At 58.1% G+C, this 23,008-nt stretch carries 37 protein-coding genes; 13 read left to right on the top strand and 24 right to left on the bottom strand.

What is annotated here, in order from left to right; all coding sequences use genetic code 11:
- Window positions 1–6: 6 nt before the first annotated feature.
- The 21 genes from HBO12_RS16845 to HBO12_RS16745 form a co-directional block, all read right to left on the bottom strand.
- On the bottom strand, window positions 7–1,092 hold the full coding sequence (locus tag HBO12_RS16845) for a minor capsid protein (protein WP_170042730.1): 1,086 nt from the start codon (window positions 1,090–1,092) through the stop codon (window positions 7–9).
- Entirely contained in the window at window positions 1,067–2,485 is a 1,419-nt protein-coding gene (locus HBO12_RS16840) for a DUF4055 domain-containing protein (protein WP_170042729.1), read from the bottom strand. The genes HBO12_RS16845 and HBO12_RS16840 overlap by 26 nt, the downstream gene beginning before the upstream one ends.
- Window positions 2,482–3,783, bottom strand: a complete 1,302-nt coding sequence (locus HBO12_RS16835; protein ID WP_170042728.1) for a terminase large subunit domain-containing protein — start codon at window positions 3,781–3,783, stop codon at window positions 2,482–2,484. The genes HBO12_RS16840 and HBO12_RS16835 overlap by 4 nt, the downstream gene beginning before the upstream one ends.
- On the bottom strand, window positions 3,770–4,327 hold the full coding sequence (locus HBO12_RS16830; protein ID WP_170042727.1) for an HGGxSTG domain-containing protein: 558 nt from the start codon (window positions 4,325–4,327) through the stop codon (window positions 3,770–3,772). Before HBO12_RS16830 ends, HBO12_RS16835 begins: the two co-directional genes overlap by 14 nt.
- Before the next feature lie 64 nt (window positions 4,328–4,391).
- Window positions 4,392–4,589, bottom strand: coding sequence for a hypothetical protein (locus HBO12_RS16825; RefSeq protein ID WP_170042726.1), 198 nt, complete (start codon window positions 4,587–4,589; stop codon window positions 4,392–4,394).
- Window positions 4,586–4,795: a hypothetical protein gene (locus HBO12_RS16820; protein WP_170042725.1), complete on the bottom strand. Its 210-nt coding sequence runs from the start codon at window positions 4,793–4,795 to the stop codon at window positions 4,586–4,588. The genes HBO12_RS16825 and HBO12_RS16820 overlap by 4 nt, the downstream gene beginning before the upstream one ends.
- A gap of 48 nt (window positions 4,796–4,843) precedes the next feature.
- Window positions 4,844–5,128: a phage holin family protein gene (locus HBO12_RS16815; protein ID WP_170042724.1), complete on the bottom strand. Its 285-nt coding sequence runs from the start codon at window positions 5,126–5,128 to the stop codon at window positions 4,844–4,846.
- The gene (locus tag HBO12_RS16810) at window positions 5,121–5,492 is read right to left on the bottom strand and encodes a putative holin (RefSeq protein ID WP_170042723.1); all 372 of its coding nucleotides are present in this window, start codon (window positions 5,490–5,492) and stop codon (window positions 5,121–5,123) included. The genes HBO12_RS16815 and HBO12_RS16810 overlap by 8 nt, the downstream gene beginning before the upstream one ends.
- A gap of 51 nt (window positions 5,493–5,543) precedes the next feature.
- On the bottom strand, window positions 5,544–6,062 hold the full coding sequence (locus HBO12_RS16805; RefSeq protein ID WP_170042722.1) for a hypothetical protein: 519 nt from the start codon (window positions 6,060–6,062) through the stop codon (window positions 5,544–5,546).
- A 223-nt stretch (window positions 6,063–6,285) separates the two neighbouring features.
- Window positions 6,286–6,867 (bottom strand): hypothetical protein, encoded by a 582-nt coding sequence (locus tag HBO12_RS16800; RefSeq protein WP_170042721.1) that lies wholly within the window; start codon window positions 6,865–6,867, stop codon window positions 6,286–6,288.
- Entirely contained in the window at window positions 6,864–7,460 is a 597-nt protein-coding gene (locus HBO12_RS16795; RefSeq protein ID WP_170042720.1) for a recombination protein NinG, read from the bottom strand. Before HBO12_RS16795 ends, HBO12_RS16800 begins: the two co-directional genes overlap by 4 nt.
- Window positions 7,460–7,792 carry a hypothetical protein gene (locus HBO12_RS16790; protein ID WP_170042719.1) on the bottom strand — a complete coding sequence of 111 codons (333 nt, stop codon included), beginning with the start codon at window positions 7,790–7,792 and terminating at the stop codon, window positions 7,460–7,462. Before HBO12_RS16790 ends, HBO12_RS16795 begins: the two co-directional genes overlap by 1 nt.
- A complete protein-coding gene (locus HBO12_RS16785) occupies window positions 7,789–8,259 on the bottom strand; it encodes a hypothetical protein (RefSeq protein ID WP_170042718.1) in 471 nt (156 codons plus the stop codon). The genes HBO12_RS16790 and HBO12_RS16785 overlap by 4 nt, the downstream gene beginning before the upstream one ends.
- Window positions 8,256–8,459 carry a hypothetical protein gene (locus tag HBO12_RS16780; RefSeq protein WP_170042717.1) on the bottom strand — a complete coding sequence of 68 codons (204 nt, stop codon included), beginning with the start codon at window positions 8,457–8,459 and terminating at the stop codon, window positions 8,256–8,258. Before HBO12_RS16780 ends, HBO12_RS16785 begins: the two co-directional genes overlap by 4 nt.
- Window positions 8,456–9,151: a hypothetical protein gene (locus HBO12_RS16775; protein WP_170042716.1), complete on the bottom strand. Its 696-nt coding sequence runs from the start codon at window positions 9,149–9,151 to the stop codon at window positions 8,456–8,458. The genes HBO12_RS16780 and HBO12_RS16775 overlap by 4 nt, the downstream gene beginning before the upstream one ends.
- Complete coding sequence (locus HBO12_RS16770) at window positions 9,151–9,801, bottom strand: PDDEXK family nuclease (RefSeq protein ID WP_170042715.1); 651 nt, start codon at window positions 9,799–9,801, stop codon at window positions 9,151–9,153. Before HBO12_RS16770 ends, HBO12_RS16775 begins: the two co-directional genes overlap by 1 nt.
- On the bottom strand, window positions 9,801–11,141 hold the full coding sequence (dnaB, locus tag HBO12_RS16765) for a replicative DNA helicase (RefSeq protein WP_170042714.1): 1,341 nt from the start codon (window positions 11,139–11,141) through the stop codon (window positions 9,801–9,803). The genes HBO12_RS16770 and dnaB overlap by 1 nt, the downstream gene beginning before the upstream one ends.
- Window positions 11,138–12,145, bottom strand: a complete 1,008-nt coding sequence (locus tag HBO12_RS16760; RefSeq protein ID WP_170042713.1) for a replication protein — start codon at window positions 12,143–12,145, stop codon at window positions 11,138–11,140. Before HBO12_RS16760 ends, dnaB begins: the two co-directional genes overlap by 4 nt.
- A 74-nt stretch (window positions 12,146–12,219) precedes the next feature.
- A complete protein-coding gene (locus HBO12_RS16755) occupies window positions 12,220–12,414 on the bottom strand; it encodes a hypothetical protein (protein ID WP_170042712.1) in 195 nt (64 codons plus the stop codon).
- Window positions 12,415–12,463: 49 nt separating this feature from the next.
- Window positions 12,464–12,658: a hypothetical protein gene (locus HBO12_RS16750; RefSeq protein WP_094952267.1), complete on the bottom strand. Its 195-nt coding sequence runs from the start codon at window positions 12,656–12,658 to the stop codon at window positions 12,464–12,466.
- Window positions 12,659–12,687: 29 nt separating this feature from the next.
- Complete coding sequence (locus tag HBO12_RS16745; protein WP_076965252.1) at window positions 12,688–12,927, bottom strand: helix-turn-helix domain-containing protein; 240 nt, start codon at window positions 12,925–12,927, stop codon at window positions 12,688–12,690.
- An 83-nt stretch (window positions 12,928–13,010) separates the two neighbouring features.
- On the opposite strand from HBO12_RS16745, the gene HBO12_RS16740 reads away from it, so the two are divergent.
- Genes HBO12_RS16740 through HBO12_RS16730 form a run of 3 tightly spaced genes read left to right on the top strand, consistent with a single transcriptional unit; the run spans window position 13,011 to window position 14,493 of the window.
- Window positions 13,011–13,865 carry an XRE family transcriptional regulator gene (locus tag HBO12_RS16740; RefSeq protein ID WP_170042863.1) on the top strand — a complete coding sequence of 285 codons (855 nt, stop codon included), beginning with the start codon at window positions 13,011–13,013 and terminating at the stop codon, window positions 13,863–13,865.
- A gap of 3 nt (window positions 13,866–13,868) precedes the next feature.
- Window positions 13,869–14,108 (top strand): hypothetical protein, encoded by a 240-nt coding sequence (locus HBO12_RS16735; RefSeq protein WP_170042711.1) that lies wholly within the window; start codon window positions 13,869–13,871, stop codon window positions 14,106–14,108.
- Between the two features lie 55 nt (window positions 14,109–14,163).
- A complete protein-coding gene (locus tag HBO12_RS16730) occupies window positions 14,164–14,493 on the top strand; it encodes a hypothetical protein (RefSeq protein WP_170042710.1) in 330 nt (109 codons plus the stop codon).
- 394 nt (window positions 14,494–14,887) lie between these two features.
- Here the strand turns inward: HBO12_RS16730 and HBO12_RS16725 are convergent, their stop codons facing one another.
- Window positions 14,888–15,199: a DUF1654 domain-containing protein gene (locus tag HBO12_RS16725; RefSeq protein ID WP_170042709.1), complete on the bottom strand. Its 312-nt coding sequence runs from the start codon at window positions 15,197–15,199 to the stop codon at window positions 14,888–14,890.
- A 455-nt stretch (window positions 15,200–15,654) separates the two neighbouring features.
- On the opposite strand from HBO12_RS16725, the gene HBO12_RS16720 reads away from it, so the two are divergent.
- From HBO12_RS16720 to HBO12_RS28800, 9 genes are all read left to right on the top strand, one after another.
- Window positions 15,655–16,014 (top strand): hypothetical protein, encoded by a 360-nt coding sequence (locus HBO12_RS16720; protein WP_170042708.1) that lies wholly within the window; start codon window positions 15,655–15,657, stop codon window positions 16,012–16,014.
- A 763-nt stretch (window positions 16,015–16,777) separates the two neighbouring features.
- Complete coding sequence (locus tag HBO12_RS16715) at window positions 16,778–17,260, top strand: DUF1566 domain-containing protein (RefSeq protein WP_170042707.1); 483 nt, start codon at window positions 16,778–16,780, stop codon at window positions 17,258–17,260.
- A 200-nt stretch (window positions 17,261–17,460) separates the two neighbouring features.
- Complete coding sequence (locus HBO12_RS16710; protein ID WP_170042706.1) at window positions 17,461–17,883, top strand: hypothetical protein; 423 nt, start codon at window positions 17,461–17,463, stop codon at window positions 17,881–17,883.
- Window positions 17,880–18,071: a hypothetical protein gene (locus HBO12_RS16705; protein WP_170042705.1), complete on the top strand. Its 192-nt coding sequence runs from the start codon at window positions 17,880–17,882 to the stop codon at window positions 18,069–18,071. The genes HBO12_RS16710 and HBO12_RS16705 overlap by 4 nt, the downstream gene beginning before the upstream one ends.
- Complete coding sequence (locus HBO12_RS16700; protein WP_170042704.1) at window positions 18,068–18,259, top strand: hypothetical protein; 192 nt, start codon at window positions 18,068–18,070, stop codon at window positions 18,257–18,259. The genes HBO12_RS16705 and HBO12_RS16700 overlap by 4 nt, the downstream gene beginning before the upstream one ends.
- 80 nt (window positions 18,260–18,339) lie before the next feature.
- A complete protein-coding gene (locus HBO12_RS16695; RefSeq protein ID WP_262377004.1) occupies window positions 18,340–19,197 on the top strand; it encodes an ERF family protein in 858 nt (285 codons plus the stop codon).
- Window positions 19,194–20,807, top strand: a complete 1,614-nt coding sequence (locus HBO12_RS16690) for a YqaJ viral recombinase family protein (protein WP_170042703.1) — start codon at window positions 19,194–19,196, stop codon at window positions 20,805–20,807. The genes HBO12_RS16695 and HBO12_RS16690 overlap by 4 nt, the downstream gene beginning before the upstream one ends.
- Complete coding sequence (locus HBO12_RS16685) at window positions 20,804–21,169, top strand: hypothetical protein (protein WP_170042702.1); 366 nt, start codon at window positions 20,804–20,806, stop codon at window positions 21,167–21,169. The genes HBO12_RS16690 and HBO12_RS16685 overlap by 4 nt, the downstream gene beginning before the upstream one ends.
- Window positions 21,170–21,277: 108 nt before the next feature.
- Window positions 21,278–21,499, top strand: coding sequence for a DUF7740 domain-containing protein (locus HBO12_RS28800; protein ID WP_463671616.1), 222 nt, complete (start codon window positions 21,278–21,280; stop codon window positions 21,497–21,499).
- 95 nt (window positions 21,500–21,594) lie between these two features.
- Here HBO12_RS28800 and HBO12_RS16680 read toward each other — a convergent pair whose 3' ends face one another.
- A complete protein-coding gene (locus HBO12_RS16680) occupies window positions 21,595–22,011 on the bottom strand; it encodes an Ivy family c-type lysozyme inhibitor (protein ID WP_170042701.1) in 417 nt (138 codons plus the stop codon).
- A 143-nt stretch (window positions 22,012–22,154) separates the two neighbouring features.
- Between HBO12_RS16680 and HBO12_RS16675 the strand changes: the two genes are divergently transcribed.
- Window positions 22,155–22,514 carry a hypothetical protein gene (locus tag HBO12_RS16675; RefSeq protein WP_170042700.1) on the top strand — a complete coding sequence of 120 codons (360 nt, stop codon included), beginning with the start codon at window positions 22,155–22,157 and terminating at the stop codon, window positions 22,512–22,514.
- Here the strand turns inward: HBO12_RS16675 and HBO12_RS16670 are convergent.
- Complete coding sequence (locus HBO12_RS16670) at window positions 22,484–22,945, bottom strand: anti-virulence regulator CigR family protein (protein WP_170042699.1); 462 nt, start codon at window positions 22,943–22,945, stop codon at window positions 22,484–22,486. The two genes, HBO12_RS16675 and HBO12_RS16670, sit on opposite strands and share 31 nt — an antisense overlap.
- Between the last annotated feature and the right edge of the window lie 63 nt (window positions 22,946–23,008).

Below are 23,008 nucleotides of genomic sequence, written 5' to 3'. Positions count from 1 at the left end.
GCTCGGTTAAATCCCGGCGCGCTCGAATGCCAGCGGCTCCAGGCCCTTCATCTGCACTAGGGTCAGCGGCGCAAAGTTGCGATCCAGCTGCATCTCGGCGAAACGCTCCACGGTCAGCCCACCCTCCCGGAACAGCTTGGCCCGGACTGGGCCGATAGCCTCGTCCTGGAACGCTGCCGGTTGCTGCTGGAGCCAGTGGTAGTAATCCAGGCTTGCACTGACCTGCTGGCCGCCATTGGCGCCCGCTGAAGCGCGAGTAGCGCCCTTGGCGAACATCTCGCTAAGTTTGGTCAGCAGGATGAAGGTGGTTCGACAATTCGGGTGAAACGGCGGCCTTGGGCCAGACTCAACCGGAAACCTACGACCATCCAATGATCGGCATTGCTGGCTGGTCTTGCTGTCCAGCGTTGCCACCATCTGGATTTCTTCGACGATATCCGTGTTGGCCTTGGCCACCTCCATCCGTGCCTGGGACGACACATGCTGAATGGCGGTGTGCACAACCGTGCTGGCATTGCGGTTGGTGGTAGCAAGGATCCCGTCCTTGTATCCGGCCGCCTTGGTACCGCGAATGTTGCGGATGATCTGGAAATTCGTCTGTCCTTCGAAGAAGCCTTGCCGGATGGTACCGGTGACGCGCTCACGTTCGGCGCCAGTCCACCCCTTAATGAAAGCCTTGAGCAGCTTCCCGCCGCCGGCACCGCGCACGCTGAGCGGGTTCGTCAGCACTGCGGTTCGGATTGCAGCAGCCGTCGGGGCGACCACATCCAGCGACACGCCAACCGGCGCAGACCTGGCGAGACTTGACGCCTCAAACTCAGCCTCGTAGTTGGCGATATCCACCAGGTCGAGGTTCAGTTGCGCGCTGTAGCGGTCGAAAATGCCCAGTAACAGGCTGTCGACTTCCTTCAGCAGTGCCTCCAGACGCTTCGTGTTGTATTCCGTCAGGTCCGACTGGGTCAGCCGATCTCGGATAGATCGGTCAATTTCCTTGAGGAAGGGAGCGAACTTGCCCACCTCCCCCGCCTTGAGCTTTTCGAGGAAGACTGCGTGCCGGATGGTCGCATCAAGTATCGCTTGGTTCACCGCCATCTACTTTGTCCTCGTCGTCCAGGCCCAGGCCGTCGCCCTGCTCTTCCAGCTCGCCGTCGATCTGTTGGTCGGTGCGCTCTGGTGCGATCAGCCCAAGCTTGCGTAGGTACGCTCGAAGATCCGCTTTCGCGAAGCCGCCGTTCTGCCACAAGCCCACCAGGGCTGTGATCATCTGCGGATCCGCCGTCAGCTCGACGAACTCTTGATTGACCTGGTAGGCGACCTTCTTGTCGGTGATGCCCATGTAGGCGCAGCACCACATGATTGCGCGGGTGTATGCCTCGCTGACGTTGGCCACGCAGCCAGCCAGCACCGATGTTGAGGCTGACTGATCGCCGCGGGACTCCGTAGCGGTCTTGGTAGCAAGTGACGCAACCACCATCCGGGCGCCCAGCTCGATCATCATCTGGTTCTTGTCGGCCATGGCCTCTTTGACCAGGGTGTTCGGCGTGGGCTGCGCGTAACCGAATGCGCCGCCCACAGGTAAAAGCATCGGCGCTCTCGAACCAACATAGATGCCGTTCTTCTGCATCCAGTCGCGCCACTGCTCATCCAGACCACTGATCCAAGGCTGTGCCTGCCCACACCAGAAAACGCTGTCTTCGTAATCGGCACTGTTCCGGTAATGGCCCAGGTTGATCATGGCGATGTCGTATAGCGGCGACTCGTCGATGCTTGGATCGTTGTTCTGTGCGCCGACGAAGGTAAACGGGATCTCCTTGAGGCGACCGGTTACACCTTCGGGTTTGAACTCGTCGATGACTGCCAGTGGCCCACCACCTTTCGACCCAGACCGGCGCCAAACGCGGCAAACGAAACCGTCGTCTTCCAGTGCCAACTCCCGGTACTGCTCAACCGTCTTGAACCCGAAGCCCTCCGCAATCTCAGGCAACTCGCGCAGTACCACCAGGGTCAGCACGCTGTGACCATTCACCATGCCCGTGCGCCAGTTGATGATGTCCTCGGCGCAGTAGGAAAGGATCACCGAGTGGCCCCCGCCGCCATTGTCCTGGTGATAGTCGACGTACAGGCCATGTCGCCCGGCCTCAAGCACCTTCTCTAGGGTGCCCTGCGAGTGCTGGTAGATGCTCACACCCGAGCCATTGGCGTTGTCCTGCAGGTACTCCAGCTTCTTGGGCACCGTCAACGTCGGGTCTTTGTGGAACGCCAGGCCGAGCAGCCCGTTACGGGTGTGCCCGGTGGCGTTCTTGAATACCGCACGTTCGCGATAGGCCTTATTCCGGTCTACGTTCTCGGGAGACTTGTCGTGTGTGTTGATGTACGGCAGTCGGTCGACAACCCGGTGCTGGCCGGCACAGACGTCGCGAACGGTCGCCCAGCGGTCCAGCACTGCCGTGTATTCCGCCCGCTTGAAGGAGACGTCGTAGCTCATCGGGCGTATCCCATTTTGATAGCGGTGACCGGTTTGATGATCGGGTACTCGCTGTGGATGAAGTAGCCGCCGGCGTCGTTCGCGTGATCGATGCCGGCGGTTTTATCTGGCTCCCCGTTCGCGCCCCACACCTGCTGCTCCAGGCCGTCGGCGTAGGTTGGGCAGGTGAGCGAGTTGATCAGGTAGCGGCGCTCGCCCTGCGCATTGCAGAAGACGGCGTTCATTGCGTTGATACGGTCCTTCACCGGCGGGTTCGCTGCTGGAGCGATGACCGCGAACCCGGCCTGCTTGAGCATGGCCAGGTCGGTGATACTGGCGTTCACGGACTTGCGTGAATCACCCGAGGCATCCGGGTAGATCCTGATCTCGCAGGTCTTCTTGAAGTCGTTGCCGTCGTGCTGCCAGTAGCGCTCTTTGATGCGGCGGATCATGTCGGGCGTGTCGTAGCCGTCGATCAGCTCATCTACAGCCCTGGGCAACCCCTGGTCGCGCTTAACGTGGGTAATCGCCGCCATCTTGCCGACGTTGAAGTCCATCCCGATGAACAGCGGCTCACCGGGCTGCACTGTGTCGAAGCATCCGTTGAGCTTGCGGTCGTAGGCCGTGTAGATCGTGCCGGACGTCAGGTTGACGAACTGGCCCTTGAGGTACGCCATGATCAACTGCGGCGGATACGACTCCATCAGAGAGGCGATGTAGTCCTCTGGCAAGTTCAGCTCGTTGTCGAAGGTGCTGGCCTGCACAAGGCCGTACATATCACCCAGCGATGGCTTGTCGCGCACCTGCTTGAGGAACTGCTGATAGACGAACTTGTAACCCTCTGGGGTCGTCGTTACGTCCACCCCGTTGCGCAAACCTGTGGCGTTGTAGCGCATTCGGGCGATGATCTTGCGCCAGGCCTGCTGCGCCTTGACCAGGCTCATTACGTCGAGCTCATCGACCAGAGCATGACCAATCTTGAAGCCGACGATTGTCTGAGGTTTCTCCATGGATCGGCATATCACGGTGCCGCGGTATTGCCGCCCGCTGTAGACGTGCACTTCATGGTTCGACTGATTGATCTCAGTTCGAAGCCCCCAGTCGCGCGCCACCTCTTCCATTGTCGGGTAGAAGATGTCGCGGATCTGGGCGTATGTAGGAGCGAAATAGCCGGCGTTGATGCGCGGCCACTCCCAGAAGTGTTTACCCAGCGCTGAGCAGCCTACCCAGGTCTTGCCAGAGCCGAACCCAGCCACAAAAGCACGGAACTTGTGGGGCAGTGCCAGGAACTGGGCTTGGGGTACGTTAAGGCTCGGCATTAGGGCGTCTCGCGTCAGTCACCACCACTTCGATGCGCTGAGGCAATGGCCCGTCGTCTTCAGGGTCGAGCTTCTTGATCATGTCGGCGCGCTTCGACTCAAGGTCGCCAATGCGGCCGAGAAGACGGTTGATGATGTCTTCGTAGCCCTGGCGTCGGCGCTGGGTTGTCATTGATGGGCGGCCTGGCTCTTTCAGCTCTTGGCCCTCTTCAACTGGGTCGGTCGCCTGGGTGTGGATGCTTTCCATATCCAGAACAAGCCCGTCGCCGGCTTCAGCCTTGGCCTGGGCCATCAGTGCGCGCCGTAACTGGAGCTTGGCGATCTTGATGTCGTCATCCAGCGTGCCGATGCCGATGTCATCCCACAGGCCATGCTCATCAGCAGTCAGTGTGTCGGAGTAGATGCCGTGCTTGCGGGCGTGCTGATTGCCCTTGTTGGCCTTGGCAGCCGCCCCGCCGTGTAGCTTGCAGCGAGAGGAACCCGGTACAGCGTGTCGCTTGCATGGTTCCCCATTGCTGCGCTTCTTTGCGCCGCATAGGGCCATGGCTAAGCCTCATTCATGGGGTGTTTCGCGAATGAATGGTCATTCAACGTAGTTCGAACGTCATTCAATGGTCATTCGTTACCATCTGGTGGGTCTGTGCATGTGCGTGACCGTGGAGCAAGCTGACGATCAGCCCCTGAGGCAGCCCGGCTTCCTTGGCGGCATCCACGGCATCGGCAATGGCCTTGTCGAGATCGGCTACCGCTGCATTGATGTCCGGGCTCATCGGCAGCGCGTGCCGCAGGCGGGCAACTTTGCTCACGGCGAAACCTGATACTGGAATGCCCGATCAGCAGGCATGGCCGTCACAAACCGGCAACGGTGGTCATCGAACGATTCATTGAACGCAATGGTGCGCCGGCACTCGGAGGTGACCTTGCCGGTGAACCGCTCGCGGTGAACGACCACACCTTCACGCAGGAACTCGACCTCAGCCGATCCCAGGAGCTTGGTTACGATTACTTTCATTGAGATATCCCGCGCCACGATTTGGCGCATTCGAAAACGTGGCGCGTATTAATCCATCCTGAGGATGCGTGCGACATTCCCTCGGGCGCGATAGACCAGCACCACCAGAACGATCAGCACCATCAATAAGAACGGGGATACAGCCGGCACCGGCTTGGCGAACATTACCGATAGCGTGATCAGCAACGACTCGCACCCAGTGCCTACGGCAAGCAGGTAGGCCAGCCACGACACACCGGCACGGTAGCGCGCACCATCACGGCGATAGACCGCGATGCGGTAGCAGATCGCGCCGCACAGAGCGGCAGCGATCAAAGTCCAGGGATCAACCATTGCGACCTCCAAAGCGGTCAGCGATGAATCGCAACCAGCCAGGCGTCTTGCCGCCCTGCACCCACTCCAACAGGCTGATGCACACCACCACGCAGAACAAGGCGCCGAAGAAGGCCACTAGGCCTGAGGTGTTCGCCCAGTTGCGGCCCATCACCTCACTCGACACGTAGTAGCCCAGCACCCAAGAGGCCAGGAAGTAACCAAGCCTCGACAGCGCCGTCAGTTCTCTGGCGAACACCACGAAGAACATCGCGCCCGCAAAGGCGCCCACAACTGCATTCACATCAATGCCAGGGATAAAGCTTGCGGTAGTCACACCAACAGCAGCCGTCACCGCCAGCGCACCGGTACTCGGTTCGGCCATCGTTGGTACTCCATGTTTGTTGTTTTCCCGGCTAGGGAGTGAAGGAATGGATTAGCGGGAGCGGTGAAGCAGGCCGCCAGGCATAAGCTCGGTGCGGATGATATCTTTGACCAGGTCGGCAATGCCGCTGTTGCGCCGGCCAATATCCACAAGCAGCTCCTTGCCCAACTCAGTATCAGCTACCACCTGGGCCATCTTGTCGATGGCAGCACTGACCCCGCCAGCCTCCAAGGCAGAACCGATACGGTCATGCCAGCCCTTGATGGCGTCGGCCAATGACTCGCGCTCGTCGAGCAGACCGACGCCGACCATGACGACTTTCCCGCTACTGAGGATGCTGGCCTTGATCGAAGCCTCCTTGATGCAAGCCTTGTTAATGTAGGTGACACCATCGATGACGATGGATCGCTTTGGCGAATGAGTGACGGCAGCGCCACTGTACAGAGCAGCCTCATCCTTCCCGACTACCGACAAAGCCGCGCAGTGCATTTCGAACTCGCCAGTCTTGTTATCAATTTTCCAGCCGGAAACGCCCGGCACGTAGTTGCTGGATTGGATAGAGCCGGACATTTGATGCGCCTCATAACGAGAAAAGCCCCGATCAATGTCGAGGCCCTGAATAGGTCCCTCATCAGCGTGACAAGTCAGGGGCTCTGAGGGCTTGGGGAAACTTAGGCAATAAAAAACCCGACGCGATGGCCGGGTTTTCTTGGATCATTGAGTAAGTTGCCGAAGGCAAAACTCTAACATTGGCGAAATCATGCCATGAGCCGCACGGGAACGCAATAGGCCCTCATGCGGCCTCGCGCATTTCGTAAATTACCGCCGCTACAGGGCTCAGCGCGCGGCGGTCCAGATCCTCGCAGCATTCGAAGATCAGTTGCAGCAGCCCACCCCAATCCCGCTCCCAGTTGCATGATTCCAGGCGCACCTCGTAGACCTGCCACATCCAAGCCCGGAACTTCTCGGCGTTGGCCAGGGGGTCTTCGTTGGACGATTGCCCGCCCTGATGCATGTGCTGGTACCGGCGTAGCACGCCCTTCACGACGAACTCCAGCTTCTCGCGCTTTGCCGCCGTCATGCGCGGTGAGCGGTTCTGCACCAGAAGGAACACGACCTCTTCCGCCGCTTCCCGGATGTCGTCGCTCTGCTCGGCGGCGTACATGAAGTCGCCGAACACGCGAATCTGCGGGTGCAGCCGGGCGATTGCCGACTGGATGTGTCCAGCCAGCGCGCCGTGAACCGCGTGGTTTGCCGTGGGCCCGCGCTCGGTGTTCTGCACCACCACACCCAACTGCACTACGTCTGAGGTCTGGCCGGGGGCCGGTTTGTACTTGCAGTCATGCCAAGCCTGGCGCGCTGAGTTGATTTTCATGCTGCCTGCCCCTTCTTCAGTTCTCTGGTCTTTGCCCGGTACTTGGCCTTGATGGCCTTGATCTCATCCACGGTGTACTTGCGAACGCTCTGGTCGGATTCCAGGGCGTCGACCGCCTCCTGGCCAATGCGCGCTATCAGGCCGATCCGGTAGTCCACGGCATTCCCAGAAAGGAACCGGTTGTCCTGCTTACTCTGGGCATGGCAGTTACGCTCATCGAAGCGCAGATGCGGCGCAGAGCCGACGCTGCGGTAATGACCTGCATCTACTGCGTTGCCGCGCCAGTCCAACGGCTTACCGCTGGATATGCACAGGTGGCCGGCGGCCTGGTCCCGGGTGCGGATGAACTCGTTAAACGCCTGCTGGGCCTCACGGATGTGGTCGCCGCGACTTTTCAGCGCCTCCTTGCGCACCTTGATCTCCCGGCGACCGGCCAGGGCCAGCGACTTTTTCTCCTTGGCCTTCTGCACCTCTACGGTGGCCAGCGCACACTTAGGACTGCACACGGCCTGACCGAGGCGCTGTGGGACGAAGGAGGCCCTGCATGCTGGGTTGCGGCAGGTCTTTGGTTTTGGCTGTTTGGCGGCAAGCATTATTCGGCCTCCTCCGCAGGGAACACGGTCCATTTGCCGATCCCATTCCATACGCCTGAGCCGCCCATGTGATTGATCGAACCGGGGGCGGCGCCAAGCGAAACGGCGAAGAACCCGAACCAGACCTGGGGCGCATACACCCACGATGGGAATTTCTGCCCCTTAAACCCGTGGACTTTCCCGCATGCCCAGCAGAACCGGGTGAAGGATGCCGCAGCGACTGCGGTGTAGATCAGATGCCCACACACTTTGGCCAGGTTCCATACCAGCCACCCGTTGAAGACCAATCCGCAGCCAATAACCCACCATACAAACCAATTAATTTGGGTCATGCGGCCTCCTGGCTAAGCAGGTCAGAGAAGTACGCGCCCTGCGGAGCAAAGCGCGCGACGATGCGGTCGGTGTAGGCGATGCCCTGGGCGCGATTGAACAGGCTGGTCACCGGGAAGCCGTCCGGCCCGAACAGGTGGCATTCGCCCATCATGTCCAGCTTGGTTTCGTACGGCAGGTGACGCATCACTCGGTACCACTCAGCCTGAAACCCGGCATCCTCGTTCAGCAGGATCTGTACGCCGATATGCAGCTTGCAGTACTTGCGCGCCTCGGCCGCGTCACCGATCTGGGTCATCTCGGCAATGCGCTTGTACATGGCGAACCACAGCCGGTTCTGGTCCAGGGTGCGGTCCTTGCCTGGGCGAAGGCTCACCACCACAAAGTGCTTGTCCTCGAACATCTTGGACATTCGGGTGATAGCCTCGGTAAGCATGGAGCGGCAGTTGACGCTGATCTTGTCGGTCATGGCCTCACCTTCCACGGCAAGAAAGCCGCCTTGGCGAGCATCTTGATTTCAGAAAACCCGCTACGGTTCTCCCAGAGGATTGCGGCGCCGTACACGAATGGGGCAACAGGCAGCATCACCAGGCAAAATATGCGCGCCGCAAACCGGTACTTGATCATCCAGGGCCGAATACCCTTCGGATTGAACGTTGGGACATTCATGATTGCTCCCCCTGGCCAATGGCAACGCGGCGGCCTTCGTGGAACGCCATTACCTCCTGCATTCCGTTATCCACTGCGACGATCTCGCGGTCGAAGTAGGCCTGGCTGTCGGTCTCGCCTTCTGGTGGCAGCTCACCTGGGCCGGCCAGAGAGTTGTAGATCCACTCCATTGCGGCGGCCGGGCCCTTGCCATGCTCTTCCTCGATGAGGGCCGAACGCATGGCGAGGATGTAACGGCCGAAGAGCAGGTCCATCTCCTTGATGCGCATGCCCGCTACCTCGCACTCAGCCTTCAACTCAGCATTCACCTGCTCGTAGGCTTCGTAGCCGGTGCGGAGGCCTGCGACTTCGGCCTTGATCTTGGCTATCTCGATATCGCGAAGCTCAATGGTGCCGACGACATCCTTGTAATCCTGCTCGGCTTGGTCGCGCTCGGCCCTGAACGAATCGCTGAGCGCCTTGTTCTGGACATTCAGCCTGTCCCAGCAGTCAGCGGTCTTGGCCAACTGCTCGTTCTCGGCGATCAGGGCCAGGACTGCACCAGGCTCACAGGCCGCAATGAACTCAGCATCCGGGATACTGAAATAGGGCCGTTTGAAGCACTCAGCGGCGTACCACCTGCCCTCGCCAACTTCGCCGCCCCAGTTCTTCGCTGCCGATGCTGCGCGCTTTAGTTCGGTGTGGTCGGTCATTACGCGGCCTCCCGTGCGTTCCAGCACTGGATGATTTTTTGAGAGAATTGGGACAGCGCCCATTCGGCACGACTAGCTTGGCGATGCTGGGCCAGCTTCCGCTGGTTGATTGGCTCGTGGACGCTCTTCAGGTGCGCCTCGCGCGCCTGACGGTCCATCCAGCCAGTGATGACCTCATCCACAACGTCACCAAGGAGCACGTAATCAGGTCGGCGCTGATGCTCGCCGGCCGAGAGGTACGCGGCGTAGGTGTGAATGCCGAACCAGCGCCTTACCGCTGCGCCGATCTCAGCAGTCGAGTAGCTGACCTCGCCGCGCTCACTGAAATAGCTCAGCATCCCGTGAAACAACTCACCGCCAATCATCTCGGCGCGGCCATATGCGAAAACCACAGGAAAGCCAGTGGCCTGCTGGGCGTCCCACGCCTTTTCGCGCTCGACCGGGCTCGGGGAAGGCCCCTTGACCTCAACGAATGCACCAACGGCCGGAAGAAAGAAGTCAGGCATGTAGCCGCCGTGGCGGGTGACCACGGTGCGCGGCTCGTATACCCAGGCCACGTCCATCGCGTCCATCATCGCCGCCCAGCGAGTCTCCGAATGGGAGCGCATTTCGTAACCGCCGTAGCGGAATATCGTTTGCTTGTCTCTCATCAGAAATTCACCTTTACGACGTTGTCTTGCCGGGCGTGGTTGGACAGGGGCAGGAATCGGGACTTGGCACCCTGAAAGGCCGTAGGAACCGTGCCGATCTCGCCGTCTCGGTTCTTGCGGATGATGATTTCGCCAATCCCCTTATCCTGGGTGTTTGGGTGGTACACCTCGTCGCGGTACACGAACATGACGATATCGGCGTCCTGCTCGATGGCGCCCGACTCGCGCAGGTCGCTGAGTACCGGGCGCTTGTCTGGACGGCTTTCACAGCCTCGGTTGAGTTGGGATAGGATGATCACTGGGCAATCAAGCTCACGGGCCAGCAGCTTGATTTGGCGGGACATGGCGGTAACGTCCTCAGTCCTACCCTTCCCTTCACCCTCAACCAAGCCCAGGTAGTCGATCACCACCAGGCCCAACGAGCCCATGCGGTGCGACTGGCGACGGGAAATCGAACGGATGCGCGGCATAGTCATCACCGGGACGTCCGACACGGCAATCGGCGCGTCACGCAGGCGCATGACCGCCATGTTCAGCTCGGTGGCGTGATCATTGCTGCACTCACCAGTCTTCAGCGATGGGAGAGGAATCCCGCCAACGGCTGCAAGCAGGCGATCCATCAGCTGGGTCTTGCTCATTTCCAGGCTGATCACCAGCACGGGCTTTCTCTGATTGATCGCCACGTCGGCGGCGATGTTCATGGCCAGGGTGGTCTTGCCCATCGCTGGCCGGCCCGCGACCACCACCATCTGTCCGGACTTGAGCCCCTGCGTGTACGCATCCAGATCCGGAATGCCGGTTCCTAGGCCGTCGATGACAACCCCAGCAGCGAATTTGTCCAGGCGTTCCTGAAGAACTTCAACGTGGCCGATCAGGATGTCGCCGATCATCTGGCACTCACCATCGCTACCTGTGCTGTCAAGACCGAGGACAATGGATTGCGCCAGGGATATCTTGTCCTCGATGCTCGCCTCTTCGTGGGCAATCTCGTTGATACGGGCGGCAGCGGCCGACATCAGGCGGCACACGGCGCGCTGGCGGATGATCTTGGCGTAGACCTGAGCATTCGCAACGCTCGCCGTATTGGCTTGGATCTGGGCGGCGTAGGCAGATACACGGACGCCACTCGAAAGCTCTGCGCGGCGGTCGTGAAGTGTCACCACGTCAACCGGCTGGCCGTCGGCGTGCATTTCGAGGATCAGGCGGTACAGCTCGGCGTTGTCTTCCCATGCGAACGCATCGGCGGACAGGTCGTCGCTCAGTACGTCGATCAGGTGAGGCTGGCAAAGCATGGCGCCGATTACGCCGTGTTCGGCCTCAAGGCTGTGAAGATCCATCATTGGGTCGCCTCCGAAATTTCGCGGAAGACGGCACGATTGACCAGGGATTCAAGGCGCGGTGCAACGTTGGCGCCACGGAAGAACACTTGGCTGCGGTTGTTAGCCTTCTGGAAGAACGGGAGCCAGAAGCCCTGGCCGCTCTGGTGCGACGGAGACTCATTCCAGCGTTCGGCGATCATGCTGCGCAGCACCCTGTCGCTTGCAACGGTAACGGCTGGCAGGTTCGGGCAGACCTTGTGGTACAGGTCGATGATCTTGTCCACCGGCACACCAGCCTCGGAAGCCCCGCTTGGGTTCTTCTTGAACTCGCGGCCCAGCCAGTTGACCAGGAAGCGGCGCCAGTCTTTCTTCGGTTTGCTCCCACTGGCCCAGGCGGCGGCACGCTTGATCTCGGCCTCAACGTCAATCGGCGAGTAGGCTTCTGCCCATTTGGTGATCAGGGTGGCGTCGACTTCAAAATCTTCGCCATCGAACGAAACCAGCGTTTCCGGTTTTTCGATTTTGATTTCTGGCTGAGTGGGTTTCGCCCCCTGGGGGGCAGTAATCTGTTCCGTAGGAACAGTTACTAGGGGTATGTCTTTCGTATAAAGAAGGGAGTCGCTCGAAATTGGTAGTTTCGTTACCGGAGCCAAACTACCAATATTGGTAATTCCGACTGATTTTGGTTGAGTCGATTTATCTTTTTTGGGCTCTTCGTAAATCCATTCTTTCGGATCGCAAACGCCTATGTCACCACGGCTCCCTCCAACGCGATACAGGACGCGACGAGCTAGAAGACTGCTAATCGCACGGGATACGTGCGCCGGGAGGATGTTGGTCTTCTTGGCTACTTCTTCAGCAGTTACGCGGCGCTCTTGGAGGTTGTAGCCGATAACCATACGGTTGATCGCATGAAGAGTCTTGAACTCAGCCGGCGACAGATGGACTGCCGCCAAAGCATCCATCAATTCGTTGTCCATCCGGGTAAACCCTCGGGACTTGTCAATTGGAATGATGTTTGTCATGATTCGTCTCGCTGAAGTGCTGTAGAAAAAGCCACCCTCGACCGGTGGTTTTTTTGTGCCTGGAATTTGGTGTTTCAGTGCTTCTTGCGGAACGCTTGAATCGTTCCTGTCATGGCTCTTGGTCTGGTCCGTCTGGTCAGCTCCTGCTGGATTCCAAGCTTTGCCAACTCTGCTGGGGTCATCCCCCGCTTCGCCGCCTCGGCTTCCAACAGTCGAATCTCATCTGGATCAAGTAACTCCCCAAGCTCCATGCCTTTTTCTTCTGGCATATCGCCTCCAGTCCCTACGCGGTCCCTACTGAGTACCTACGGTTTCGCTTCAGGCTGCGCGGTCGTCGCGGATAGAATTACCAACAAGGTCAAGCAACCAGGACTTCAAGACTTCACGCGCCAGCACGGATTTTTTCGTACCGTGGATCTGCGCGGCGTAGTCCAAAAGGCCGAGATATTTGTCATCCAGCAGGACTTTCATCTGGTTGACGTGTTTTTCGTTTAAGCGATCTTCATCTGCCATTGGTAAGGCTCCTTGGTTGTTCGAAAGGGTTATGCAGCTGTTTTTTTGGGATGAGCTTCGGCGAGCAGCCAAGCGGTCTCGAATGGCTTGCCATTGGCGGCAGCCAGTTCTGCGATTTTCTTGGCGTATTGGGTTTCGCCGGTGTACTCGGTGCGCGGCAGCGCGTCGGCAACAAGCCACTTGTAGATAGCGCGCGGGGTCTTCCCGCAGGCCAGAGCCACGGACGGAACACCACCAGCATCATCAATCGATTTCTTAAGCGGCCGCATATGGCCTCCGAGTCAAATATGAACTTGCAGTACATATTATGTCGGAACTGAAAGTACATGCAAGGGCATGCGATATTGAACCTATGGTTCAAATCGAAGAGATACGCGCCGCGTTTGCCTCACGCCTCAAGAAATCAGTAGCCGCTAAAGGTATTGATCAATGGGGCGCGGGCGCTCGTCTGGCTGAAATTGCCAAGGTCACGCCGAAGGCTGCGAGCAAATGGCTGAACGGTGAATCTATCCCTGGTCCCGCAAAGATGCAGGCGATCGCATCGTTTCTCGGGGTAAGGATCGAGTGGTTGCAGCATGCTTCCGGCGAAGGCCCTGATGCGCCAGCGGATGCCGCCGTAATGGATCAGGAATCCACTGCAGCTGACAAAATCCGCGCAATGCTGTCCGGAAAAAATCTTGGCGGGGACAAACTCAGGAAACTCTTAGCGATAGCGGAGGATGACGACGTTGAGGCTGCTGGCGGCGTGCTTGTGCATGACGCCTACAGGCCTGGAAAGGTCGGCGACGAAGTATGGATTGCTCACTATGACGTGCGCGGCGCCTTGGGCGGCGGCGAAATTGCTCATGACTTCCCCGAGATGCTCCAGGACGTGCGCGTCAGCCCTTCCCAGCTCCGTGCAATGGGCGTCGAGTTCAAAGAGCACTTCCACCTGAAGATGATCACCGGCTGGGGGCAGTCCATGACGCCAACCATCAAGCATGGCGATCCGCTGTTGGTCGATGTCAGCATCAAAGAGTTTGTTGGTGACGGGATCTACTTCTTCTCGTACCAGGGCTTTCAGTACATCAAGCGCCTGCAAATGAAGGGCAAGGACAAATTCAAGATGCTTTCGGACAATCGGAAGCACAAGGCCGAGGATATCTTCCTTGATGAGACCTACATCCAGGCGCGTGTGCTGCTCGTCTGGAATGCCAACCTGGTGTAACCCATGCCCCTCACCAAGCCCAACCACCAGCTGCGCCGCGATCTGAAAGAGGCTGCGGCCCTGCTCAAGTGGTCAGGCGTTGATCTGATGAAGATGGCGGTGCGGCTGTCTGAGGCGGGATTTGAGACTGATGCGCGCGAGTTGCTCACGATCATAGGCAGCTTTCCTGATGTCGAGGACAAGCTGGCGGGTTATGCGGATGAGGTGAAGGCGGGAAGGATTGTGCGAGCCAAGCCTGAGTAATCACGTTGGAAACATTTTAGAACTTCGATTGAGCGCACAGCGCATGGAGATGGATGTGAGTCAGCCCACAAACACGACGATAATCCCGCACGTTCAAGCGGGAAGCTATATGGATGAGCAGGTTGATCAGTTTGATGCATTTGCGATCAGCTGGAACGAACAAGATGCAGTTCACCTGACCTTTGGCAGAACTTCGTTGCTCGTGAAAACATCCCGAATCATGAACTATGCAGATAAGCCCGCCGACATTGAGACCGGAGAAGCTGAATTGTTCCGTCTAGATGTTGGTGCGGTAACAATGCCGATTGAGACCGCTCGTTCTCTAGCCAAAACCCTGTCCAGAATGGTCGAGCAATCCGATGCCCGGAAAGCTGAGAATGAGTAGATTAAACGCTGTTTTGGACTCTAAAGGCCATATCGTCCCAATAAGGAGGGATGACAGAAACCCGGATACGAGCAATACTGGGGGGGACGGAGGCGATATGAATACTCGAATCACGAATCTAGAGCGGGACATGACTGAGGTGAGAATATCCCTTGGAAAGGTCGAAACTCGCCTCGAGAATGTCCAGTCAGCAATGCTTACGAAAGGCAGAGCCGCAATTCTTGCGCTCGGCGTCGCTTTAACCATTCTCGGTGGAGGCTGGTGGGTAGTTCAGCTGTACCTAGCGCCACTCGTAGCCGCCCTACCGAAGTAGCTGTCGCTTACCAATCAGCCCGGCCCAGCGCCGGGCTTCTTGTATCTGCCCTCTCCGATCTGAATCCTTAGCCCGCGACCGTCAGAACGGCGCCGCCTCTTCTTCCGACTCAAACTCAACCTCTCCCCTGCTCGCCACCTCGACCTCTTGCTGCTCCCACCTCACCGTCACGCTGCCGTCGTCATTTAGCGTGAGCTCGAGCTCGTCTGTATCGGCGATTACGCTCAGAACCTCTTCCCACTCCCGATCCCCGTCCGTCTCCAGGCGATGAATTGTCACCTCGCGCCGCTCTTGAGCGATCGGGTGGTTGATCATCGATGAGACGCGCAGCCCCAGGCGCGCCATGCCGCTCATCTCTTGCCGTGCTGCCGGTACCGCCTGCTTCTTCGCCATGACATTCCCTCCCAATTAAACGCTGTACATACATCCAGTATCTGAGAACGAATATAGCGAACCTTTGGTTCGTCGTAAATCCCCGCCAAGTAGCGGTTTATGAACTTGAAGATGAACCAACAGAAAATTATGTACTTTTGGTACTTGACTCAATGTGAACCTGTAGTTCATATTTACCCCATCGAGTCACCCAACAGGGACTCGCCAGGGCCTACCAAGACCCGCCGCAACACAGGCAGCGATGCCAGGCAGACGCCGAACGCTCTTTAACTTCGCCAAGCAACACTCCGCCCTACGCCTCGGCAACAGCCCGGCAATAAGTCTGGGGGAGTTAACGCAACGCAGCAATGCTCCCCTGATCGACTTGTCGGCAGGCTGGTTTGCTGGGATTACCGAAAATTTCACTGATGCAGCTTGGCGACAGGCTGCATTGGGAAATCACGGAGGGCATAGAGATGCCGAAGAAAGTCTACCGATGTGGCGATTGTGGAGAGGTTCACGATTCGCACTGGGATGCCGAACGCTGCTGCATGCCGACTCCGATGGAGGGGTGGGTTTGCCCTGTATGCGATGAGGTCTGCGACAACGAAGAGGAAGCAGAAAGGTGCTGTGCCTCGGTAAGCCCTGCGGGCGCGCTGGTGACCTGCCCTAACTGCTTACGCGACCACGACGAGGTTGCTCATCAGGCGGAAGTTCAGGTCGCCGGACACTGCTCGGTGTGCAACCCGTCATTCAGTATCGATGAGGACTTCAAAATCCACGACATCGTTGCCGAGCACGCACACGAACACGCAATGAAGCTGGCCGGCTGGTAGCTACGAACGCTTACCAAGCCCAGGGGCGCCACCAGGGACAACCGTTATATCGGTGAAAAGGTTGTCTTTCGAAGGCCTCAATCCCAGGTCGAATTGGCCATCTCGTGATCGGCAGCGCTCGCACCGAACGGGTGACAGCGGGATGCTCTCTCCGACATGAACCGGTCGATTGCACTCTCTGCAGTCGCGATATTGAGCCGCTAACGCCTTGTCCGCCTTCAGTCGCGATCTCAGTTTTTGAGTCTCAAGAATTTCTTGGCGCTGCTTCTTGTGACTGGCGGGGTGATTTATCGGCTTGGGAGCCGGCACTGCTGGAGGCCTTACCTTCGAGTTTTTTCTCTTCTTCGTCTTGCTTGATTTTTTTGATTCGGGATCGGTTAACGATCTCGCAAGACTTTTAAGCCATGAGACTGAAAGCCGTGTTCCAGACGGATCAGCGGCCACTCGCGCCTGCATGCTTTCGCGCAACTGTTGAAGTACTGCGAGATTCTTATCGTCCATGCCATGAGTCTCTTATTGATCTGGTCGAGATTATCAGCAGTGCACCCTCGGCGCCATGCAGCCTCTGGTAGCTGCCGTACTCCCTCATGTGAGTACGCGAAACCACGCAAGCCAGCCAGGAAGAACACCGGACACGAAATGTGTGACCTGGCCAGAGATATGAATCGGGCGATGCGCGTGGTGGAGATGACAGATTTCACTGGCAGGCCTTCGCAAGAGGGCCTGACGGGAAATCAACCGAACACCCGACGAGGAATCAACAATGCAAGCAGCAGAGCAAGCACAAATCACCATCCCTAAAATCGGCGCTGTATGGCCTGGCCAGGGCGGTATTTACGCCGGCTTCATCCCGGCCCGTAACGGCGTCGAAGGCTACCACCTGATCCTGGGTGACGAGCTGGAACGTGCGGAGTGGGGCCAGTATGGCGATGAGTCGCCGGCCACCAGCCTGATCGACGGTCGGACGAACACCCTGGCGCTGATCGAGTCAGGCGGCGAATACCCGGCCGCCATCGCGGCTCACAATCACGAAGCCGACGGTCATGCCGACTTCTACCTGCCCGCCGCTGCTGAACTGTACGAAATCTGGCTGAACCTGAATGGCAAGTTTAGCGGCTGGGTGTGGTCGAGTTCGCAGCGCTCAGCCGACAACGCATTCAGCATGTACTTCGATGATGGCCTTCAGTACGACTACGACAAGTTCAACGAGCTCCGTGTCCGCCCCGTCCGCAGATTCATTCGCTAATTCATTTATTGCTTTTCATGCAGGTGATTCCTGGGCCTACGAGCATCCGTAGCCAGACCAGAAGCGTCCGAGGTAGCGCTCGGCGCCTGCACCATTCCCCGCCTCTACCCGTCAGCACTCACCCCGCGCCCATCGGCAACCAGCGGGAGGCATGAGTGTTGACGAATACAGGTGAACAACCCGCCAGCTTGGAGGCGACCATGTCAGCACTACGCAAGGCTCAGTTTGAGCAAGACGAACAGCTACCGCCTCCGGTGAGCGAAACCTCTCAGCAATTGGCCCGCAGCGAATGGCTGTACAACGCAGCCGAAGAGCTGACCAGAGGTGGCAGTGTGGTGTTCAAGCGACACCTACACCCACAGCAAGGCGTCACGGCCTACCAGTTCGCACTGGCTGTCGATGAGTACGCCAACAACCTACTTGCCGACTGCGGCGTCGACGCTCCAGCCCTGGGCTACTTGCTGATCGCTGGGATGGCGGGCTCAAGGGTGAAGTCGGAGGCACTGGAGCTACTCGGCCGGAGCGACCATCCACTGGGAAAGCTCGGTGAGATTGCCGAACGCCTACTCAAACCTCTGGCTGATGACGCTCTGATCGCCCAGGCCGAGGACAACGAACTGTGAGCCCCTACGTTGAGATCGATAAAGCGCTGTTTGCGCTTGAAGACCCGGATAAGCCTGCCATCGACGAGATCTTGGCTGAGGGTTTGATCGTGCGCCACTTCACCTCAGGCGCCATCAACGCAGAAGAATTTCATTGGCATAGCGCACGCCTCCTGGATGTCAGCCGGCGGCGTAAGGAGAAGGCATGACTACCGCACCGGTTAAATCACTGATCGACGAGCAGCTCGAAGATATCAGCGCTCATAACCTTCGCGAGGCCTACAGCCTGGCCGAACGCCGCGGCTTCTTCGGTGCGCCAGTTGAGCAGTACGCAGAGCCTGGTTACGGCGGTCGAGTGCTTCAAGTACTCCGCTATAGGGTTCAACAGCAGAGCTAAACCTACGTCCAGCCCGCCCTTCAATCTCCCCAATCACCTAACAATTTTGAACGCTGCGAGCTTCGCGGCAAGGAATCCCCATGTCCGCAGAGAGAAAGCCCAGCCCTATTGTGGAAGATGCTGAGTCGAGTGTGGTTACCACTATCGATCCCCGTCGTTCGCCAAGTGTGTCGACTGATATTTCAGCTCAAAGCAGTGATGCCGCCAGCATCATGTCCGTGATCATCCAGGTCGCCACCAATCCAAATGTCGATGTCGGAAACATGGAGCGGCTGATGCAAATGCACGAGCGTCACGTCGATCGACAGGCCTCAGTTGCATTCAGTATTGCGATGGTCAGCGCCCAGAAACGAATCAAGCCGGTGACACGTAATGCTCTCAACAAGCACACGGCCAGCACCTACGCCAGACTTGAAGATATCGACCGGGAGATCAGCCCAATTTTCACGGAGGAAGGCTTTTCGCTTTCCTTCGGAACTGCTGATTCTCGCCTGCCAGGCCATCTTCGCGTCACCTGTGAATGCATGCACGCAGGTGGCCATACGAAGCTATATCAGCTCGACCTTCCAATTGACGCTGCAGGATCGGGTGGAAAGACAAACAAGACCGGAGTGCAGGCGAACGGCTCAACGATCAGCTATGGCCGGCGCTATCTGACCCAGATGATTTTCAACGTCACCACAACAGATGACGACGATGACGGGAACTCGGGAGCCCCCCTTCCCAAGGATTCGCCACCAGAGCCTGAGGCCCTTCCACCGTATCCAGCTGAAAAGTTCGCTGAAAACTTCCCTAAGTGGGTTGCCATGATTCTGGGCGGGCAAAAGACAGCGGAGCACATCGTCGTGATGCTTGGACTGAAAGCATCCCTGACCGAACACCAGAAAAAAACCATTCTCGCAATCATCGCCCCATCACAAGAAGGAGACGCGACATGAAAATTCATAACGTAGTTCAAGGCTCTGCCGAGTGGCACGCTCTGCGCGCACGGCATTTCACGGCCTCTGAAGCTCCCGCCATGATGGGCGCGTCTAAGTATCAAACGCGGACCGATCTGCTGGCGATTAAGAAGACCGGCATCACGCCCGATGTCACGTCGTCTCAGCAGTTCATCTTCGACAAGGGCCACGCTACTGAAGCCCTGGCCCGCCCACTGACTGAAGCGTTGATCGGCGAAGAGCTGTATCCAATCGTTGCGACCGAGGGCAACCTGCTGGCCTCCATGGACGGCGCCACGATGCTCGGCGAGACACTGTTCGAGCACAAACTCTGGAATGAGTCGGTCGTGGCCCAGGTGAAAGCCAGCGAACTGGCTCCGCATTACTACTGGCAGCTTGAGCAGCAACTGCTGGTTAGCGGCGCTGAGCGGGTCATCTTTGTTTGCTCGGACGGCACGCCGGAGAACTTCGTGCACATGGAGTACCGGCCCGTCGCCGGGCGCGCGGCCCAGTTGATCGAAGGCTGGAAACAGTTCGAGGCAGACCTGTCCAACTTCGAAATGGCCGACGCTCCTTCAATCGTAGTCGGCAAGGCACCTGATGAACTGCCAGCCCTGCGCATCGAGCTGACCGGCATGGTCACCGCCAGCAACCTGAAGGTGTTTGAAGATTCGGCCCTGGCCGTCATCGACTCGGTGAAAACCACGCTCTCCACCGACCAGGACTTCGCCGACGCCAAGAAGGCGGTCAAGTGGTGTGGCGATGTCGAGGAGGCTGTCGCTGTCGCCAAGAAACAGGCTCTGTCGCAGACCCAAAGTATCGACGAGCTGTTTTCGTCGTTGGATCGCATCAGTGCCCATGCTCGCGAGACTCGCCTGAAGGTCGACAAGCTGGTGAAGGCTCAAGAGCTGTTGGTAAAGACCAACATCAAGCAAAAAGCCGAGCTGGCACTGGCGGATCACATTGCCGCAATCAACAAGACCCTTGGCAAAGTCACGCTGCCTCATGTCGTTCCGGACTTCGCCGGCGCCATGAAGAACAAACGCACAATTGCCAGCCTCCAGGACGCAGTTGATACCGAGCTGGCCCGGGCGAAGATCGATGCAAGTCAGGCAGCGGAAAGCATTCGCTTGAATCTGACCAGCCTGGCGGAGCTCGCCGTTGATTACGCCTTCCTGTTCAGCGACGTGCAGCAACTGGTGACCAAGGCCAATGATGACCTGGTGACGCTGATCAAATTCCGAATCGCGGAACACCAGAAGGATGAGCAGGCAAAGGCGGACGCGAAGCGCATCGCCGAAGAACAAGAAGCGCAACGCCTGGCGGCCATCAAGCCAGAGCCAGTCGTGGAGAAGGTGGCGGCGCCCGAGCCAGTCCGCGCAGCGGCACCCGTCGGCCAGGCCACAAAGCCTGTGGCGAGCCACACCGTGGAGCAGGTAGCGCTGCAGGCCGACGTGACGGACTTCGAGGCACTGATCAAGGCAGTGGCATATGGTCAGGCGCCGATCACGCTACTCCTGGTCAACTGGGAAGCGCTCGACGCAATGGTCGCAGCCCAGGGTTCAGCCTTCAGCATGGCCGGGGTGACGCTGGCCAAGGCGGCAGCATGAGGTGGGATGCCCACAAGGCAACTGAGCCGGAGGTAGCCGCCGCCCTGCCCCAGTATGTCGACGCGGGCATCCTTGCCGCGTCCAAAGCCCTCGGCAGGTCCACTCGCGCACTTAACCGGATCGCCGAAGAGCATGGTGTCGAGTTTTCAACCTGCACAGCCAAGACGATGGAAGCGCGACGGCGGGCCAGAGCCTCGTTGATCACTCAGGTCAAAGCGCTGGCCGAATCACGCACCCACCAGGCAGAGATCTGTTCTGCCTTGGGCATCACCCGGGCTGCACTGCGAGAGATCGCCGAGATCAATCACATCAACATCGATAATCGCTCAAGAGGTGCCCGTAGTGTCCGTAAAGCTCAATGAAAGCGAACAGCCGGTAAACTCAGATGCCTAGAATTCGTCCTAATGTAAAGGCCAGCAGCCGCCGTCGGCAAGCATGGCCGGACATTTCCAAGTCAGGATTTACCGCGCATGCACCACCCCATAACCAGCCACGAACTGACACTCAGCGATGCCCTTCTCTGCTTAGTTCTCGCTGATCGAATACACGGAACTGACCAGGCGGTGATCGCTACCGCCTACAGCGTTAGAGACAAGGTCAACGCTGAGTATCGCCCCACCCTGAACAAGATAATTCGATGCAGGTCTCCGCGCCAATGGGTGGAGGCCTACCTGAGAGAGTTGGAGATTTGAAATGACCAATACATCATAGGATGAGGTGGGCCACGGCTAAATTTTTACAGAAGCGCTTGGTGGCATTTCAAATCCGCCAAGTTCTACTCCACATGTCAGTCTTCCGGATTGTTATCAGAAAACGACTTATTCAATAGCCCTTCAACAACGCTGTCGGGATTACCAAGTACCTGCTTATTGAAGGTCTTCCCATCTGCTGAACGTGTAGCAAGAAGCCCCCACGATTTTTTCCCGTCAGCACTGAAAACGACACTGAGCTGATTGTCTGCACAGTCGTGTGGCTTACACATGTGCCCCACGGTGAAGCTTTTCCCGTCAGCCGAAACCTTCTCAACCGGCGACGCTGTGCCCTGAGCTTTACTGACCCAGCTCGGGAGGCTGAGCATTTCGGCATAGGCTTTTTTGTACGGTGCTTTACTGGCGATCTCAGGCAAATATTGTTCAGCAGAAGCGCCGGCAGCGATCAGCATCAGCGAAGCTCCGGCCAACATTGAGAGGCGTGCTTTATTCATTTCAATAATTCCATGTCAGTAACTTGACGACCGCATCCTATGATGCTGCGCATAACACAGATACGGCACGTCTCGGACAACGCACGGTTTGAGAAGTTTCGACATCCGCCCGTAATAGAAGTTTGAGCTTAGAGAGGTAGGCCATGGCCAAGTCAGTACAGGAACGCTCGGCCAAAACTGCCAGGAGGCGGGTGGCCGCAGCCGAAGAAGAATTGAGGCTCAGAGTTCGCCCCGGCACGCGGCAGGCGCTTGCCGACCTGATGGAGTGGTCAGGCATTACTGAGCAGGGCGAGGCGATGACACTGATGATTCATCACCTGCATGCTCTGGGGTCTGCAAAGTGCCAGCCACTTCTCAATCCGCCGCGCCACGAAATCGAGATATCGCAAAACGTGGCGCGGGAATTCCGCAATAAAAGCCTGCTCGCCATTCAGAAAGACCCGGGCGATGAGATCATCGAACCGTTATCGCTTCAATCGAACGCACCGTTTAGCACCTCGTAAATTATGCCGGAGGCTATTGCTACCAGAATCAGATCAGTGCCCGCTTGTTGCCACTCGTAGCCGTCGTAATGGGGCAACCTGCCCAGCAACCGACCATCCAGCTTCTTGGCGATGCCAGGAGGAAGAGGTTTTCCTCTCGCTAAATTCTTTTGTACCCCAGGCGGTAGTGAAGGACCTGGGCTCCAATAGTCACGGTACCCGCCGACCACGCCAAGTACGCCGCCTCGGTCAATGCTGGGCCCGCGATCCCAATTGTCTCCGCTGGAACCCTTCCCCTTGTTGCCCTGGTTACCATGGCCTTGGCCGCCTTGGGAGTTGCCTTTCCCATTTCCTTCGCCTTTACCGTTGCCAGGATCGGCCAAGGCCGTCACTGAGCCTACGGCCAAAGCAACACAGGTAATAGCAGCTACGAGCGAGCGAGATTTAAACATGACCGTCTTCTCTGGAAGGGAATCCCCCGTTTAAATGTAGACGGTATTGCCGATTTTAGTTCC

The organism is Pseudomonas sp. WS 5059, assembly GCF_012985525.1.
Taxonomy (GTDB): domain Bacteria; phylum Pseudomonadota; class Gammaproteobacteria; order Pseudomonadales; family Pseudomonadaceae; genus Aquipseudomonas.
This window is presented reverse-complemented; position numbering and strand designations above follow the sequence as displayed.

What these genes read in the sequence shown, in the direction of transcription:
- HBO12_RS16845 (WP_170042730.1), bottom strand. Translation starts at nt 1,092, where the DNA reads ATGGCGGTGAACCAAGCGATACTTGATGCGACCATCCGGCACGCAGTC.
- HBO12_RS16840 (WP_170042729.1), bottom strand. Translation starts at nt 2,485, where the DNA reads ATGAGCTACGACGTCTCCTTCAAGCGGGCGGAATACACGGCAGTGCTG.
- HBO12_RS16835 (WP_170042728.1), bottom strand. Translation starts at nt 3,783, where the DNA reads ATGCCGAGCCTTAACGTACCCCAAGCCCAGTTCCTGGCACTGCCCCAC.
- HBO12_RS16830 (WP_170042727.1), bottom strand. Translation starts at nt 4,327, where the DNA reads ATGGCCCTATGCGGCGCAAAGAAGCGCAGCAATGGGGAACCATGCAAG.
- HBO12_RS16820 (WP_170042725.1), bottom strand. Translation starts at nt 4,795, where the DNA reads ATGAAAGTAATCGTAACCAAGCTCCTGGGATCGGCTGAGGTCGAGTTC.
- HBO12_RS16815 (WP_170042724.1), bottom strand. Translation starts at nt 5,128, where the DNA reads ATGGTTGATCCCTGGACTTTGATCGCTGCCGCTCTGTGCGGCGCGATC.
- HBO12_RS16810 (WP_170042723.1), bottom strand. Translation starts at nt 5,492, where the DNA reads ATGGCCGAACCGAGTACCGGTGCGCTGGCGGTGACGGCTGCTGTTGGT.
- HBO12_RS16805 (WP_170042722.1), bottom strand. Translation starts at nt 6,062, where the DNA reads ATGTCCGGCTCTATCCAATCCAGCAACTACGTGCCGGGCGTTTCCGGC.
- HBO12_RS16800 (WP_170042721.1), bottom strand. Translation starts at nt 6,867, where the DNA reads ATGAAAATCAACTCAGCGCGCCAGGCTTGGCATGACTGCAAGTACAAA.
- HBO12_RS16795 (WP_170042720.1), bottom strand. Translation starts at nt 7,460, where the DNA reads ATGCTTGCCGCCAAACAGCCAAAACCAAAGACCTGCCGCAACCCAGCA.
- HBO12_RS16790 (WP_170042719.1), bottom strand. Translation starts at nt 7,792, where the DNA reads ATGACCCAAATTAATTGGTTTGTATGGTGGGTTATTGGCTGCGGATTG.
- HBO12_RS16785 (WP_170042718.1), bottom strand. Translation starts at nt 8,259, where the DNA reads ATGACCGACAAGATCAGCGTCAACTGCCGCTCCATGCTTACCGAGGCT.
- HBO12_RS16780 (WP_170042717.1), bottom strand. Translation starts at nt 8,459, where the DNA reads ATGAATGTCCCAACGTTCAATCCGAAGGGTATTCGGCCCTGGATGATC.
- HBO12_RS16775 (WP_170042716.1), bottom strand. Translation starts at nt 9,151, where the DNA reads ATGACCGACCACACCGAACTAAAGCGCGCAGCATCGGCAGCGAAGAAC.
- HBO12_RS16770 (WP_170042715.1), bottom strand. Translation starts at nt 9,801, where the DNA reads ATGAGAGACAAGCAAACGATATTCCGCTACGGCGGTTACGAAATGCGC.
- dnaB (WP_170042714.1), bottom strand. Translation starts at nt 11,141, where the DNA reads ATGATGGATCTTCACAGCCTTGAGGCCGAACACGGCGTAATCGGCGCC.
- HBO12_RS16760 (WP_170042713.1), bottom strand. Translation starts at nt 12,145, where the DNA reads ATGACAAACATCATTCCAATTGACAAGTCCCGAGGGTTTACCCGGATG.
- HBO12_RS16755 (WP_170042712.1), bottom strand. Translation starts at nt 12,414, where the DNA reads ATGCCAGAAGAAAAAGGCATGGAGCTTGGGGAGTTACTTGATCCAGAT.
- HBO12_RS16750 (WP_094952267.1), bottom strand. Translation starts at nt 12,658, where the DNA reads ATGGCAGATGAAGATCGCTTAAACGAAAAACACGTCAACCAGATGAAA.
- HBO12_RS16745 (WP_076965252.1), bottom strand. Translation starts at nt 12,927, where the DNA reads ATGCGGCCGCTTAAGAAATCGATTGATGATGCTGGTGGTGTTCCGTCC.
- HBO12_RS16740 (WP_170042863.1), top strand. Translation starts at nt 13,011, where the DNA reads ATGGTTCAAATCGAAGAGATACGCGCCGCGTTTGCCTCACGCCTCAAG.
- HBO12_RS16735 (WP_170042711.1), top strand. Translation starts at nt 13,869, where the DNA reads ATGCCCCTCACCAAGCCCAACCACCAGCTGCGCCGCGATCTGAAAGAG.
- HBO12_RS16725 (WP_170042709.1), bottom strand. Translation starts at nt 15,199, where the DNA reads ATGGCGAAGAAGCAGGCGGTACCGGCAGCACGGCAAGAGATGAGCGGC.
- HBO12_RS16720 (WP_170042708.1), top strand. Translation starts at nt 15,655, where the DNA reads ATGCCGAAGAAAGTCTACCGATGTGGCGATTGTGGAGAGGTTCACGAT.
- HBO12_RS16715 (WP_170042707.1), top strand. Translation starts at nt 16,778, where the DNA reads ATGCAAGCAGCAGAGCAAGCACAAATCACCATCCCTAAAATCGGCGCT.
- HBO12_RS16710 (WP_170042706.1), top strand. Translation starts at nt 17,461, where the DNA reads ATGTCAGCACTACGCAAGGCTCAGTTTGAGCAAGACGAACAGCTACCG.
- HBO12_RS16700 (WP_170042704.1), top strand. Translation starts at nt 18,068, where the DNA reads ATGACTACCGCACCGGTTAAATCACTGATCGACGAGCAGCTCGAAGAT.
- HBO12_RS16695 (WP_262377004.1), top strand. Translation starts at nt 18,340, where the DNA reads ATGTCCGCAGAGAGAAAGCCCAGCCCTATTGTGGAAGATGCTGAGTCG.
- HBO12_RS16690 (WP_170042703.1), top strand. Translation starts at nt 19,194, where the DNA reads ATGAAAATTCATAACGTAGTTCAAGGCTCTGCCGAGTGGCACGCTCTG.
- HBO12_RS16685 (WP_170042702.1), top strand. Translation starts at nt 20,804, where the DNA reads ATGAGGTGGGATGCCCACAAGGCAACTGAGCCGGAGGTAGCCGCCGCC.
- HBO12_RS28800 (WP_463671616.1), top strand. Translation starts at nt 21,278, where the DNA reads ATGCACCACCCCATAACCAGCCACGAACTGACACTCAGCGATGCCCTT.
- HBO12_RS16680 (WP_170042701.1), bottom strand. Translation starts at nt 22,011, where the DNA reads ATGAATAAAGCACGCCTCTCAATGTTGGCCGGAGCTTCGCTGATGCTG.
- HBO12_RS16675 (WP_170042700.1), top strand. Translation starts at nt 22,155, where the DNA reads ATGGCCAAGTCAGTACAGGAACGCTCGGCCAAAACTGCCAGGAGGCGG.
- HBO12_RS16670 (WP_170042699.1), bottom strand. Translation starts at nt 22,945, where the DNA reads ATGTTTAAATCTCGCTCGCTCGTAGCTGCTATTACCTGTGTTGCTTTG.